This is a genomic window from Pedobacter sp. 22163 (assembly GCF_052045595.1).
GTDB lineage: Bacteria > Bacteroidota > Bacteroidia > Sphingobacteriales > Sphingobacteriaceae > Pedobacter.
On the sequence record NZ_JBQEPM010000016.1, the window covers coordinates 33327 to 48819 of the forward strand.

Annotated in this window: 10 protein-coding genes and 1 tRNA gene; 6 read left to right on the forward strand and 5 right to left on the reverse strand. The window is 40.3% G+C overall.

Annotated elements, in window-relative coordinates; translation table 11 throughout:
- Positions 1-39: 39 nt before the first annotated feature.
- From ACTJKN_RS26560 to ACTJKN_RS26585, 6 genes are all read left to right on the forward strand, one after another.
- Positions 40-1221 (forward strand): FecR family protein, encoded by a 1182-nt coding sequence (locus ACTJKN_RS26560; protein WP_440828643.1) that lies wholly within the window; start codon positions 40-42, stop codon positions 1219-1221.
- Positions 1222-1359: 138 nt separating this feature from the next.
- Positions 1360-4962: a SusC/RagA family TonB-linked outer membrane protein gene (locus ACTJKN_RS26565; protein WP_440828644.1), complete on the forward strand. Its 3603-nt coding sequence runs from the start codon at positions 1360-1362 to the stop codon at positions 4960-4962.
- Positions 4963-4967: 5 nt separating this feature from the next.
- Positions 4968-6338 carry a RagB/SusD family nutrient uptake outer membrane protein gene (locus ACTJKN_RS26570; RefSeq protein WP_440828645.1) on the forward strand — a complete coding sequence of 457 codons (1371 nt, stop codon included), beginning with the start codon at positions 4968-4970 and terminating at the stop codon, positions 6336-6338.
- Between the two features lie 12 nt (positions 6339-6350).
- On the forward strand, positions 6351-8339 hold the full coding sequence (locus tag ACTJKN_RS26575; protein WP_440828646.1) for a TlpA family protein disulfide reductase: 1989 nt from the start codon (positions 6351-6353) through the stop codon (positions 8337-8339).
- Positions 8340-8344: 5 nt separating this feature from the next.
- On the forward strand, positions 8345-9976 hold the full coding sequence (locus ACTJKN_RS26580; RefSeq protein ID WP_440828647.1) for a S41 family peptidase: 1632 nt from the start codon (positions 8345-8347) through the stop codon (positions 9974-9976).
- An 11-nt stretch (positions 9977-9987) separates the two neighbouring features.
- A complete protein-coding gene (locus ACTJKN_RS26585; RefSeq protein WP_440828648.1) occupies positions 9988-11136 on the forward strand; it encodes a redoxin domain-containing protein in 1149 nt (382 codons plus the stop codon).
- 405 nt (positions 11137-11541) lie between these two features.
- Here ACTJKN_RS26585 and ACTJKN_RS26590 read toward each other — a convergent pair whose 3' ends face one another.
- The 5 genes from ACTJKN_RS26590 to ACTJKN_RS26610 all read right to left on the reverse strand — a co-directional run bounded on the left by ACTJKN_RS26590 (position 11542) and on the right by ACTJKN_RS26610 (position 15410).
- Positions 11542-12123: a hypothetical protein gene (locus ACTJKN_RS26590; protein WP_440828649.1), complete on the reverse strand. Its 582-nt coding sequence runs from the start codon at positions 12121-12123 to the stop codon at positions 11542-11544.
- A gap of 420 nt (positions 12124-12543) precedes the next feature.
- The gene (locus tag ACTJKN_RS26595) at positions 12544-13347 is read right to left on the reverse strand and encodes a helix-turn-helix domain-containing protein (RefSeq protein ID WP_440828650.1); all 804 of its coding nucleotides are present in this window, start codon (positions 13345-13347) and stop codon (positions 12544-12546) included.
- Positions 13348-13353: 6 nt separating this feature from the next.
- On the reverse strand, positions 13354-14001 hold the full coding sequence (locus ACTJKN_RS26600; protein ID WP_440828651.1) for an NAD-dependent epimerase/dehydratase family protein: 648 nt from the start codon (positions 13999-14001) through the stop codon (positions 13354-13356).
- A 3-nt stretch (positions 14002-14004) separates the two neighbouring features.
- Entirely contained in the window at positions 14005-15048 is a 1044-nt protein-coding gene (locus tag ACTJKN_RS26605) for an NAD-dependent epimerase/dehydratase family protein (RefSeq protein ID WP_440828652.1), read from the reverse strand.
- 288 nt (positions 15049-15336) lie between these two features.
- Positions 15337-15410: transfer RNA gene (locus ACTJKN_RS26610), tRNA-Met, on the reverse strand.
- Positions 15411-15493 lie beyond the last annotated feature (83 nt).

The window sequence follows — 15493 nt, forward strand, 5'->3', positions numbered from 1 at the left end:
TAAGCTACCTGTCTTACTATTATACCACCTATAATAAGCATGAACAAACTTGACGCAAGGAAATTTATTGAAAACTACTTAGAGGGAAAGCTCTCGGCTGAAAAAAATGCCCGGCTCGAAACCTGGTACCTGTTGAAGGCTGAAGAGAATAGCGAGGATGAACCGAATGTCGACTATGAAAAGTTAGAGGCAAAACTCCGGACTAAAATACTTGATGCGGTTTCTGATCGAGGAAGGGAGTCGGTTCCTGTAAAAAATATCAACAGGCCCTACAAAACATTAATATCAATCGGAATTGCTGCCAGCATCTTACTTATCGCTGGGGTCAGTTATTTTTTGCTCAAAAATAATGATCACCCCAAAGATCGATTTTTTGTCGATAAACAATACGACCTGCCCGCCGGAGGCGATAAGGCTGTTCTTACCCTGGCAGATGGCAGAACAATTAAGTTAACCAAAGATTTAAAAGGTAAGATTGCAACTGAAGCTGGCATTGAAATCACAAAAGCAACAGATGGTACATTGGTTTATAAGACCACAAATACTGGCTTTGAGGGCAAAGGTTTCAACACCATTAGTACACCGGCAGGTGGGCAATATACCGTTGTTCTGCCTGATGGAACAAAGGTATGGCTCAATGCAGGATCATCATTGAAATATCCAATCGTTTTCGCTAAAAACGACAGAAACGTAACCCTAACAGGTGAGGGTTATTTTGAGGTTGCACACCTGGAAGGACTTAACGGCAGGGTGCCTTTTTCGGTAGCTGTAGTAAAGGGCAATTCGCAATTGGAAAAAGTGGAGGTTTTAGGAACACATTTCAATATCAATGCCTATGCAGATGAGCCCGCCGTTAAAAGTACATTGTTGCAAGGGAGTGTGCGCATTGTGTTGAACGATGGCAGAACCGGCATACTTAAACCAGGACAACAGGCAGAAGTTCGCAATCAAAACATTTTGGTTCAAAAAGCGGATACTGAAATGTCGGTTGCCTGGAAAAATGGCGAATTTGTGTTTAGAGAAGATTTACGCAGTGCCCTGCGCAAGGTGGCCCGATGGTATGATGTTGAGGTAGTGTACGATGAAAGCGCACCGGAAAACTTAACGCTTGGTGGTTGGATGTCGAGAAGTACCAATATTTCGGAAGTACTGAATCATATTCAACTCACAGGAAAAGTACATTTTAAAATTGAGGGAAGGAGGGTAATCGTTTCTAAATAAAGAAAAAAGATGCCAAAAAAACCAGAAGTGCTTGGCGGCACCCCTGGATAATTTGGTAGTCGACATAATCAATCAACTAATAACCGCATAAGGTCCTGATTTCGAAGCCCGGGCCATATGCAATAACCAAACAAACAAATGTATAAAAATTTTACTTCACTCGGGCTGCCATACAGGCAGCTCCGTAAACTGCTACTCATTATGCGACTAACTGCTGCGATTCTTCTGTTGGCGCTCATGCAATTAAGTGCATCAACCAGGGCACAAAAGGTTTCCATAGTTGAAAAGAACGCGCCGTTGGAACGTGTGCTGAAAGAGATTCGCAAACAAAGCGGTTACGATATGATTTACGACCTCAGCATCATTCTTGACGCTAAGCCAGTTTCCATTAATGTAAAGCAGGTTAATGTATTGGAGGCTGTTCAAAAATCATTAACAAACCAGGGCCTTACCTTTGCCGTTGATGGTAAAACCATTGTGATTACAGAAAGAACTGTTGCTGATAAACTGGTTGATATTATTAAAGATATTGATGTAAAGATAATGGTAAGGGATTCATCGGGCAGGCCGCTCCCGGGAGCCAATGTTTACAATAAAACCATCAATAAGATGCATACTACCGATAAATCAGGAGATTTAATCATAAAAGATGTTCCCGCTAACGGTTATGTATTACAGATTAATTATTTGGGCTTTAAAGGAGAAGAAATTTTTGTAGACAGGAAAACGATTAGTTATTACGTTACGCTGCGTCAGGCAACTGCAGTTCTGGATGAAATTTCTGTGGTATCGAACGGTTATCAGAAAATAAGTAAAGAACGAGTTGCAGGTGCTTATACGGTTATTACCAGCAAAGAACTTGAAGCCAACCCGGCAATAAATATTATGGAACGGTTGGAGGGGCAGGTAGCTGGCGTAAAATTCGACGTTAAAGGCAACAGCGTACAAATCCGCGGTGTGAATAATTATGCGGGTGGGATCGGATTTCCCCTGATTGTGCTGGATGGTTTTCCTTTAATGAATGCCAGTGATGCCGCAACGCTCACTAAACAAGTGGGCGGTAATGCTTTTGGCAATTCGATAATCAGCAATATCAATATTGCAGATATTGAACAAATTACGTTTCTTAAAGATGCCTCCGCAACCTCGATATGGGGCTCACGGGCTGCAAATGGTGTAATTGTTATCGAAACTAAAAAGGGTAAAAAAGTTGCTCCCTCATTGAATGTTAGCTACATTTTCGGCATTTCAAAAAATCCTTCCATTGCAGATCTGCACTGGATGAACAGTGCTCAGTACATTGATTTGGAGCAGGAGATGGTAGATAAAGGATTACTGGTAGACCCTGCCTCAGCATCACCTGCTAACGCAATTTATACCCCTAACAATAGCGAAGCTACCGAATGGATGTTTAGGGTTAAACGTGGTACAGCTACCGTTGCACAGCGTGATGCTGCATTGGCAGAAATCGGTTCAAGAGATGGAATGGCACAAATTGAAAAATATTTATTGCAAAATGCCGTTAACCACCAGTATAATCTTTCATATTCAGGCGGGTCAGAATCCACTACCTACTACATATCCGGGAACTACACTAAAGACACCCCGATTTATAAAAGTAACTTTGGTGAGAATGCTTTTGTAAACGCGAATACATCTACCGATTTTTTTAACAAGAAAATAACATTAAGGGCATTGTTTAATTATCAGTACTCCAAGTCGCAATACAATGCAGCGGCAGTAAATGCGCTTTCTGTTAGTACAACAGCACTCCGTCCTTATGAACTCTTGGTTGATGCCAAGGGAAATAGCATTGGCCGAAATATCATCATTGGAGACGCTTTGGCCAATACAATGGTTGCTCAGGGTTATCTGCCTTTTACCTACAATACCCTTGATGAATTGAATTATTCAAATTCTGTTGCAAAAAACAATATACTTAGAATGAGTGCGGGACTAAACGGAAAGATTGCTAAATGGTTAAACGCAGATGTTTCCATATCCAATCAGCGCCAGTTTGGTAGCACCTATTCACTGGATGAGTTAAATAGCTACGCAGGAAGAATATTGGTAAATACCTATACCGTACTTACCAACGGGAAAGCATCAAACACGGTTAACTACGGCGGGCGTTACATCACCTACGGAAATACGTCTTCAGAAACCTCACTTAGAAGTCAGTTGAATTCTGATTTTACAATCAATGGAAAGCACCAGTTTAATATCCTGGCAGGTGCCGAAATACGGGAAACCCAGTCGGATAATACTTCCGAAACCAGGTATGGGTACAATGCAGACACGCGAACAATTGCAACCGTTAATCCTACACAACAATACCCAACCATGTACGGCTATAGCCAATCGCTAGGGGCAAATTTGAGCAGTCTGATCAGTTACCGTAAAAGATTTTTATCTTATTACAGTAATGCTTCTTACAGTTTCGATGACAAATATTTTGTTACCGGTAGTGTACGTTTTGATGATTATACCTTATTAGGAATTGACAGGAGCAAAAGGGCTGTGCCTTTCTGGTCGCTTGGTTTAAGGTGGAATGCGAACAAGGAAGCATTTTTTCAGGACTTAAAATGGCTGGACGCTTTTAGCGTTCGTGCAACATTAGGAACAAGTGGGGTAGTACCACTGGCTGGTACAAATGTGGCTATCATTAATGTTTCAGGAACCGATAGCAGGACCAATCAGTCTGTAGCTACTATCGATAATCCAGCCAATTCTGATCTGGGCTGGGAAACCACAAAAATGGTAAACCTGGGGATCGATTTCGGGTTTTTTAAAGGCAGGTTAAATGGAAGTTTTGACGTTTATACCAAAAGAACAACCGGTATTTTGGCATCCTTTGCCTACAATGCAACCTATGGCTGGTCGAGCCTCTTTTTCAATAGCGGAACTTTAAGTGGCAACGGTTATGAGTTTTCGATAAATGGCGAAATGATCAGGGCCGGAAAATTTAGCTGGAAATCGGTGTTGAACTTCGGGTATAATACCAACAAAGTGACTGACCTCAGGTACTCCAATAATGCCAGTAATATTGCTGGAACCACAGCTACAATTGAAGGCATGCCTTTAGGGAGTTTGTATACATACCGCTGGGCGGGGCTAGACAATAAGGGGCAATCTCAGATTTACGATCGAAACAATAACATCATTAGCAATACCACCAACCTAACCAATGCATTTACCAAAGAAGATCTGGTTTATGTGGGTAGGAGGTATGCCCCTTACACAACAGGTCTTAATCAAAACTTCAGGTACGGCCAGTTAGAGTTAGGGGTGAGATTTGTAGGTTATTTCGGCCATGTTTTCTTAAAAAATGCAGTAACCAATTATCCTACAACTTCAGATTTTGCCTACTCTGGTGTTTTGGGAAGACAGGGAGAACTGGCTGACCGATGGCGAAAACCTGGTGATGAAGCCTTTACTGATGTTCCGGGTATAACAGGTGTAAATTTCAACAGTGTTAACCGCTATCGTTTTTCGGATGCTTTGGTTAGAAATGCAGATAACATCCGTTTACAGCAGGTTTCGCTGGCTTATAGTGTTCCGCAACGTTTCCTGCCGCGCAACCTTGTTAAATCTGTCTCACTTTCGGCAAATGTTAGAAATCTGGGTATTGTGTGGCGGGCAAATAAAGATGGAATAGATCCCGAATTTATTAATACCGGAAGTTTTGGTAGCGTAACACCTACGCCTAGTTATGTTTTTGGAATTAATGCAACGCTATAATTAACATGAAAAAAAGATATTCAATAATATGGTTTGCTTTGGTAATTGCTTTGGCAAGCTGTAGAAAATATGTAGAGATTGATCAGCTTTCAATCAGAACATTAAAATACACTTCCGATTTTAGAAACACGATGAACAATAATAACGTGTTGGAAGGTACTTTTTCTTACCCGATATTATCAGGCGATGATACGGAAATTACAGATGCTACGAGGCAAAATTCACTTGGAGACATCCTGGGTAACGTGTATAGCTGGGCACCTAAATATACTTCAGAAAGCCAAAGTGATGGCGACTGGGAAAAGCAATATAAAACCATTTACGTATGTAACGAAGTGTTGGAAGGCGTATTAACTTCACAGGATGGAACAGAGGCTGAAAAGCAGAGAATATATGCAGAAGCCCTGGTTCATCGAGCTTATGCCTATCTCATATTGGTAAACATGTATGGTAAGCAATATAATGCTGCAACAGCGTCAACAGATTTAGGCATTCCGCTTCTAACTACTCCTAGTTTGTATACCAAGCTAAACAGAACATCAATTGCGGCGGTTTATGCGTTGATTTTGAAAGATTTAAGCACTTCAATAAGCCGCTTGCCTGCAATTGCCGATTACAATGTGCGCCCTTCTAAGGTATCGGCATATGCCATATTTGCCAAGACATATCTGAACATGCGGGATTTTAATAATGCAGCTTTGTATGCCGATAGTGCTTTAGCATTACAAAGTGCTTTGCTAGATCTGAAAGCTTATGAGAGTGCGCCGGGCACAATTCCGGTGAGATTGTCCAATCCGGAAATCATATTTTCGAAGATTTCAAGCGTTGTTTATCCTGCCATTTCGTTGAGTAGCGATCTACTTGCATCGTTAGGCACGACCGACCTGCGATATAAACTATTTTCAGACGTTAGAAGCCGGTTTGGTTCGCAATTTAGCAGTTCATTTGCCGGCAGGGCCTCCTGCAGGTACCTCATCAACGAATTTGTAATCAATAATGGTCCGACTGTGCCTGAAATGATGCTGATCAAAGCAGAATGTTTAGCCAGGGCCGGAAAAACCACCGATGCGATGAATATTGTTAATGGTTTGAGGGTAAAACGCTTTACAACAGCTAATTATCTTGCGTTATCAGCTGCAAATGCAAGTGATGCACTTAGGATAATTGTTGAAGAAAAAAGAAGGGAGTTTTTCGGAACAGGCATGCGCTGGTTTGATCAGAAACGACTAAATCAGGACAGTGAATTTGCCCTGACGAAAAACCGCAGTTTTAAGGGTGTTAATTACACTTTACAACCTAATAGTAACCTTTATTTATACCCTGTTGGAGATAAATATATTCTTTTAAATCCCGAACTGGAGCAAAATCCCAGATAGAAAAATCAATCCATGAAAAAACATTTTTTTACAAAATGTGTGCTACTGCTTTGGCCTTTTTTCGGCCAGCAGTTAGCTGCACAAACATTAGTTTGGCAGCCTGAAACACTAAAGCAAAGCAAGAGAACCAGCTTTGAATACCAACCCAAAGGTGGCGATCTTGAATTCAGTGATGAGCCTAAAGCACTGGTTGCAGTTTACAGCGATGACAAATGGCATACGAGTCCAATTTCCTTGGAGAAAAAAAACGGAAGCTGGTTAGGAAGTTGTCAGCTTCCAGATCACGCATCATTTATTGCGCTGAAATTTTACCAGGGCGATTTGGAAAAGCCAGAGGCAGTTGACAATCAAAACGGACAGGGTTTTTTCCATCAGGTTGTAAACACTAAAGAGAAAACAGTTCCGGGTTCCTACCTGGCAGAAGCTGCTTTGAGGACGGGTTTAACTCGCAATTGGATGCTGAATAGTTTTGTTAATCCATCAAAGGATAAAAAAGTGATCGATTCCCTGCTGCAAAAAGAAGAAAAGCTCTCGAAACAAATACCAAGGCAGCTTTTGTTCAATTATTTAGACCTTAAGCAGCTCACTATGTCCGCTGGTGATTTCAGCCTTTTTGCTGAAGATCTGATAAGCCGTGAGCTAAAAAAGGGAGACTTTTCCGAGCAATTTTTATCCCAGGTACAACGCTATTACAGCAAGTTGAAAAATGAAAAGGGGTTGGCAACAGTAGAAGCCCTGGTTTTTAAGAATTATCCAAAAAGCAGCACGGCTAGGTTCTTAGTTTACAGAAAAAATACTGAAGGTAAATATGGAAAGGATTTCGAAACCGGAGCAGAAGATTTTCTCAAAGCTTTTCCTTATCTGGAATGGAAGAAAGCACCGGATGGCATGTCTTATATATATTATACCATATTTAGAGGCTTGGGGACACAATATTTCGAAAGCGGCCAAAACGAAAAATTTATAGGGCTTTTTAAGGATATAGACTTTAAGACTGCCAACGAAATATATCGCTGGAATTTAACCAGAGGACAATTGAGGGGTACTGGCGATCAGAAATTATTTTACCGTTTAAGTAGCGTAATTATTCCTTACCTGCTGGAAAGACAAAAAGATAAATCTTATTTAATCGATTTCGAGAATGACCTGGAGAAAGCGCAGCAAAATGCCGATAAGCAAATCGATGACAGGCTGTTTACGCATATCTATTTTGCAAATGCGCAAGGTGATTATGCTGGGGCGCTAAAATATTTCAAATACTTATCTGATAATGGAGCCTTTGGCAATGCCGATTTAAATGCTTTACACCTTAATATTTTGGAAAAACTGAACGATAGCAAAGCGATAAAACCATTGCTGGAATCAAGTGTGTCTGCAAATGCAGTAACACCAATTATGTTTATAAAACTTAAAGAGGTTTACAAAAGCGAACATAATGGTAAAGAAGATGGTTATGAGCAATACCTTTCGAAACTAACACCCGCCGATAAGCGAAATGAAATGCGGGCACATGTGCTGGCGAATATGGTAAACTATCCGCTCATTCCATTCAGTCTGGAAAATGCCAATGGCAAAATGGTTAGTTCTAAAGATTGGGCAAACCAGATTGTGGTTATCGACTTCTGGGCCACCTGGTGCAGACCATGCATTGAGGCTTTTCCAGGCATGCAGCTTCTGGTAGATCAGTACGCAAAAGATCCAAAAGTTGCTGTGTACATGATTGGTACGATGCAATTTGGCGATTATAAAACAAAGTCCGTTAACTACATCCGTGAGCAAAATTATCGTTTTAACCTTTTGCATGATGCAGTGGGCCCTAAGGGCGAGCAGGATCAGGTGTTTAGAAGCCTGGCACCCTTGTTCAAATCATCGGCAATCCCCAGAAAAATTATCATTAAGAACGGGCTGGTCCGCTATAGCTCGGAGGGCTACTCAGGCAGTCCAAGCCAGCTAAGAGATGAACTGGCAACAGCAATTGAAATATTAAAAGCAGAAAAATAAATCAAATGAAAAAAAACATATTAGTATCCTGTTTATTCGCTTTTCTGATCGTTGTGTCCGCTAGGGCACAAATGAATCCGAAAATAAAACTCCAGGATGCCCTTAAACTCATTCAGGATAATTACGTGGATCCGGTAAACGATGAGCAGGTTGTCGATGCGGCAATCAAAGCGATGTTGGGCAGTCTCGATCCGCACTCCAGTTATATCAGCCGCGAAGAGATTGAAGCCATGAACGAGCAGATGACAGGTAGTTTCGCCGGTATCGGTATTTCCTTTGCTATGGTGGCCGATAGTACCTTTATTACCGGTATTAACCCCGATGGCCCGGCTGCCAGAGCCGGTTTGCAGGTGGGAGACCAGATCAGCAAGGTTGATGGAAAGTCTATTTTTGGCAAAGGTTTAAAAAACCAGGAAGTGATGCGGATGTTGCGGGGAGAAAAAGGAAAGTCAGTTAGCTTAAATATTATCCGGAGATCTCAGTCCCAACCCCTTGATTTTGTGGTTATGCGTGAACAGATCGCCGATCTCTCGATCAATGCAAGTTACATGGTCAGCAAAAATGTGGGCTATATCTCGCTCGCTATTTTCAGCCAGTCAACCCGCAGGGAGATGGATGCTGCGCTCAAGAAGCTAAAAGCTCTCGGGATGACCAAATTAATTCTAGATCTGCAGTCTAATGGAGGTGGCCTGGTGGAGGCAGCTATTGGCGTAGCAGATGAATTTTTGCCCAAAGATAAAATGGTTTTTTATTCGGTAACCAACTCCGGAGTAAGGGATCATTATTTAACCGGTGGTTTCGGACAGTTCATGACGGGCGATCTGGTAGTTTTAATTGATGAATCTACTGCATCGTCAAGCGAAATTTTAACAGGCGCCTTACAAGACTGGGACAGGGCGGTAGTAGTCGGTAGAAGGAGTTTTGGCAAGGGTTTGATGCAAAAAGGACTTGAGTTAAGCGATGGCTCGGTAATCAGATTGACAGCAGCACGATATTTTACCCCGTCAGGTAGATCCATTCAGAAGCCTTATGTCAAGGGAAAAACCGATTATTTTGAAGATTTCAACAGGCGTATGGCCTCTGGTGAACTTACCCAAGGCGGACATGTCAACTTTCCCGATTCTTTAAAACATACCACGCTCCTCAATAAAAGAACTGTTTACGGTGGCGGTGGTATTATGCCCGATAAGTTTATACCAATCGATACTGCTCTATATAGTGGATGGCTGAATAAACTAATGAACAGTGGACGGGTTACCCAGGCAGCTTTCAATTACGTGCAGCAGAACCGACAAAACTTAGTAAAGAAGTTTACGGACTTCGAGGCATTTGACAATTCTTTTAATGTAGATGGGCAAATGATTGATGAAATTCTTACTGGCGCTGCCAAACAGGGGATTAAACTCCCACCTGCAACAGATAGGGTAGCTAGAAAAACCGTCTCCGTCGAACTAAAAGCTGAAATGGCCGATATGCTTTACCTGGGTAAAGGCTATGCACTGCGTGTTCGGAACCAGGCCAGTACTACATTTGCTACAGCACTCGAGATCTTAAATAATCAAACAAACTATAATCAGTTCTTATCTGCAAAGCCCTCAAATAAACCAGCTCTTCCAGCTAAAAGCACAAAAAAATAAACCTAAAAATCATGAAAAAAATATTATTAGCAGCAACAATCGCGATGAGCACTTTTGTCGCCTCTGCGCAAACCGGTTATACTATAAAAGGCCAGATCGGGAAGTTAGGTAAACCGGCCAAAGCCTTTCTTTTAATTAAACTGGAAGGGGCCGAAAAATTAGATTCAGCAGTTTTGGTCAATGGGGCTTTCTCTTTTAAAGGCTCGGTTCCCTCACCCATGGAAGCAACCCTACGCTTAAAGCATGACAATTCAATAGATACACCTGGCAGAAGAATCAAAATTGATGGCATGCCTATTATTTTGGGAAATGAGAACATAACCATTACCGGAAGAGATTCGATACGGACAGCTGTAATTAAAGGCTCTGCTTTAACTGATGAAAGCAAAAGAGTTGACGGGCTTTTGAGTCCTATTTACGGAAAACTGCAAGCATTGAACAAAGAATATACCGACCAGCCTGAAGCTAAAAAACAGGACAAAACTTATATCCTTGATCTGGAAAATAGGGCTAGAGCAATAGAGAAAGAAATTTTCGAGGCGAAGATTAATTATGTCAAGCAAAACCCTTCCAAATATATGGCATTAATGGCACTTAATTCTACGCTAAGCCCAGGTTTCGATGCAATAAAGATGGAGAAAATCTTTGCAACTATTTCTCCGGAGCTTAGGAATTCTTATTTCGGTAAGCAGGTTAGTGAGCGAATCGCTGCCTTCAAGAAAACGCAGGAAGGAGTGGAGGCACAAAATTTTACCCAGCCCGATGTGGACGGTAAAATGGTCAAACTCTCAGATTATAGAGGAAAATATGTGCTGATCGACTTCTGGGCTTCCTGGTGTGCGCCATGCAGAAGAGAAAATCCGAATCTGCTAAGGGTATATGAACAGTATAAATCGAAAGGATTCGAGGTTTTGGGGGTATCACTCGATAAGGCAGCGGACAAAGCGAAATGGCTTAAGGCCATCGCGGATGATAAATTGACCTGGAAACAGGTTGCAGATCTGAAAGGATGGGAAAACGCAGCAGCAGCCCAGTACGATGTAAAGGCTATTCCGATGAATTTTTTGATCGATCCAAGCGGAAAAATTATCGCCAAAGACCTTCGCGGCCCGGCATTAGAGGCAAAGGTCAAAGAGATCTTTGAAAAGAAATCCAGGTAAGAAAGTTAATAGTTAATGATGACAATGCAGGTTGACGGATGTCGCCTGCATTTTTTTTGCTCAATGGAAAGGATTCGGTTTAAAACCTTATTCCGCAGGATTTTAATTAATTATCTATTCGTGCAGCATACATAAATCATAATTCTTTATTCACGATGACAACTGTTCTGATCTGTGTTAAGTTTAAATAACGAGTTAAAACCCTTTCATCCAGCAAGTCTGGCCAAGAAAGGAACTCCATACCTGTCCTTTCGTTGTGGATGCGTAAATAATATTGAGTGCAAAAATTATTTAGCAAAGAATGGATGAATTTCAGATGATATTCTACTTAGGTTTTGTATTTTTTGGAAATGGGCAGCTATTGCTATTTTCTTTTAATCTCTTTTATCTCAAAGTGATGCTGATCTAATGGTTCCACCAAGGTTTAACCTTGGTAGTAGCAGTTGCTTTTATCGGCGCTAGTTTCTTAACCCCTCTGGGTTTATCAATCCTCCAAATCGACACCTCTTTGAGATTAACTCCGTATGCTTGCTCAAATTGGAGTGCTATTGTTTGCGCCAGCCTAAACTTGGTTTCTTCCCACGTACCCAGTAAATTGTCGAATGATTCTGGCGGAATAGCTGAATCAAGGATCAATTGGTGTTCATAGCTTTGTTTGCTTACGATTTCAAGTAGTTGATTTTGCACCTCACCACTTGTATGTTCATTTACAAAACGCTGTTGAAAGCTAATTCTTTCCACAATAGTTAATACTGGTATCTCAATCAGGGTTGGATCTTGGTTGTCAATCCTCTGTATCTTGTCTACCAATCTTATACATTCTTCTTCGCTATACTCGAATTCGAACCCACCATGATCGCCAATAAGTAAGTAGTCTAACATCCCTAAGATGAAAAACTCTTTTTCTTTAGCATCATAGTAAAACGTTTCTGATTCATAGTCAATCGGCACCGTTGAGGCAATTGCTAGCCAAGTTATTTGCTCCATAATTTAGAAGGCGTTATTTACTGTTGTAAAGATGTTGTTAAAAATCTCCAGATCATAATAACTATAAGTATTACCAACGATTTCCCCACTATCCGTAGCGTTCCACAGGAGTTCTACGGATTAGCCAATAAAAAAGAGTCTCCGACTCGGCTTAGACAAAATGAAATCGCTTAAACAAAAAAAGCCCATCTTTCGATGAGCTTTCAATCAGTAGAGTCAAGCTTCAATATGTCTAACTTTATGAGCATTGTGAGGCAGTGGTAAATTTTGATAAAGTGATAAAAAATAAAGTTGAAGGCCAGTATAGGAAAAAGAAAGATTATAAAAATAAAGTTAGATGACTTTAGAGAATGTATTGTTTAAGATTAAAAACACACGAATCAATTTAAAAATTCTTGACCCCTATAAGGCCCAATCCCATTAGCGGCTTGTCTTCTTTAATTTGGTTAGTTTTGTTGGTGAATGTCCAAACAGTTTTTTAAATGCAAATGAAAAATGTGATAAGTCCTCAAAGCCTAAGCCAAGGTAGATCTCGGATGGCTTTTTGTTTTTTTTGTCAATTAAATGGTAGGCTTCTTCCAATCTTTTTTCTACCAACCAGTGGCTTGGTGTTGCATTAAATATTTTTTCAAAATCCCGTTTAAAAGCGGATAAGCTACGTCCTGTCAAATAGGCAAAGCGCTCTATACTTACGTTGAATTTGTAATTGCGGTTCATATATGCTTCAAGGTCTATTTTTTCAGGGGTGCTAAAATCAAATAAAATATTTGCCAGTTCGGGGTTAGCTTTCATTAATATTAAAAGCAATTCACTACGCTTTACATTTAAAAATTGTTCGTCAATTGTTCCTTGTTCATTGAAATAGGGTGTAAGTGATTGGATGAAATTTTTGACTAATGCATTTTTTTTTAACGGTATAATGCCACCTGGTGTCTTTTTATCTTCCACCTTGAATTTATAAGTTTCTTGAAATTCTTTCAAAAAATCCTGTTCAAACAAAATGTAGATTTTTTTAAACGCTCCGTTATCAGGCTGTTTAGTGTATTTTGCCAAATGATTTCGCCTTGCCAAACCATAATCTCCAGCCTTTATTTTATATTCTTTACTGCCGTCATAAGCAAGCATGGTGCCTGCAATGAGGTACATAAAACAATGATTGGGAACAAACTGTTCTGTAGATAGTGAAGGGCTTACATAGCAGGCGGATATAGCAGTTTCTTTCATTTTAAATCAATTTTTTGCCAATTGTATGATGTCGTCCACTTCAAGAATTTGCTTTGGGTAGCCTTTTGATACAGCATTAATCATCGCCTGCCCTACTTGTTTAAGTTTTAAAGTTTTTGCTGGGAAAAATGGCGCTATTAATGGTCCCAATATTTTATAAATCGTCTTTATATTTTTTTGTCCTTTGCTTCCCATCATTATTGCAGGGCGGAAATTATATTGACCTTTAAAAGGTAGTTTCATCAGCGCATTTTCAGTTCTTCCTTTTACCCTTGCCCACATTACCTTTCCTCTTTCTGTACTGTCAGTGCGGTTTCCGGATACATAAATAAAAACCATTGCCGGATTAATTTGCAGTAATGCTGTGGCAAATGGAACTACAAAGTCGTAGGTCTTTTTGGTAAAACTATCTTCGTTTTCACCAACTGAACTTACGCCTGCACAAAAAAAACAGCCATCATAATTTTTTAATAGTTCTGAGTGATTGCTGATTTCTGAAAAATCTTTTACAATTAGCTCGTCTAGTTTTGGATGGGTTAAATCATAGGGTTTTCTGCCTATAATCAGCACTTCTGTTACTGACGAATTATCTAAACATTCAAACAAAACGCCCTCGCCAACCATTCCGGTTGCACCTGTTATGGCTATTTTCATTTCTTATTTTTTGATTAGCCCTAATTTCAACAAACTTTCAGCCGTCGCAACTATCGCCTCTTCGTTTGTGCGGGGAGACCAATTTAGTAATTTTTTTGCCTTGTCGCCACTGGCTTGCATATACTGACCCAATAAACTAACTAACATTTTTAGTTCGGGTTTAACCAATGCGGTAAGGTACAGTACAAAATTTGAAATTTCTTTGGTCGGAACCTTTGCTGCATCCTTGCCTAATCTTTGTTTTAATATTCTTGCAACATCTAACATTGATAAGGCATCGCCTGAAGTTGCTAAAAATCTTTCGCCGTTTGCTTTCGGGTGCGTCATTGCGAGCAGGTGCAAATCGGCAACATCACGGACATCAACATAACAAGAAGTAATTTTCGGACAAGCCTTAATTTCGCCTTCGAGCATTTGTCTTATGGATTGATTGGAGTGTGAATAATCCGTTCCTAAAACCGGACCCATAACACCAACCGGGTTTATGGCAGAAAGTTCAAGATTGCCTCCTTCATTTTTTATAAATTCCCAGGCAGCCTGCTCTGCAATGGTTTTAGACTTTTGGTAAGGCGGAATGTTGCTGTTTAAGTTTGTCCAATCGTTTTCAGTGTATGGTGTAGTACGGTTTTTATGTCCCATTCCAATTGCACCGAAAGCAGAAGTTAGCACAACCCGTTTTATACTGGCATCTCTCGAGGCGCTCAAAACCCTCAGTACACCAGCTTTTGCAGGGATGATTAATTCGTCTTCATGCTTAAATTTAATAGCCGGTGTAGGTGATGCAACGTGTAATACATATTCACAACCTTTAACTGCCTCGTTCCAATTTTTATCGTCAGAAAGATTTGCTTCAATAAATGAAAGATTTTCAAAAGAACTTATGCCACCAACTTTCAACATGTCTTTTACTTCATTTTGTCTGCTTAACGAACGAAGTGTTGTCCTGACAGTATAGCCTTGTTGCATTAATTTTAAAATGCAGTGAACTGCTATAAATCCGGAACCGCCTGTTACTAAAACTGTTTTGTCTTTGTTTGAATTTGTCATTTTCTTAAATTTTGTACTGCAAAGTTCTGTCTAAAAAGAATAACTCATTTTGTTGTAAAGTCCAAATTTGTTGTGTTGAGTAGTCCAGATGTTTGATGATTCGGTTTTTTTGTAATGAGAGATTCAGCCTGGAATCAGCTTGAAGACCACACATTGTTTCCCACTATCCGTAGAGTTCCGCAGGAGTTCTACGGATGAGCCAATAAAAAAAGAGTCTCCGACTCGGCTTAGATAAAATGAAATAGCTTTAAACAAAAAAAGCCCATCTTTCGATGAGCTTTTAATCAGTAGCGGGGAGCAGGATCGAACTGCCGACCTCAGGGTTATGAATCCTGCGCTCTAACCATCTGAGCTACCCCGCCGGGCTTAATATTTACTAAATAACGTAAATATCGATGTGGTTATTTTTAAGAGCTGCAAATATAGAATAAATATACATTCTATT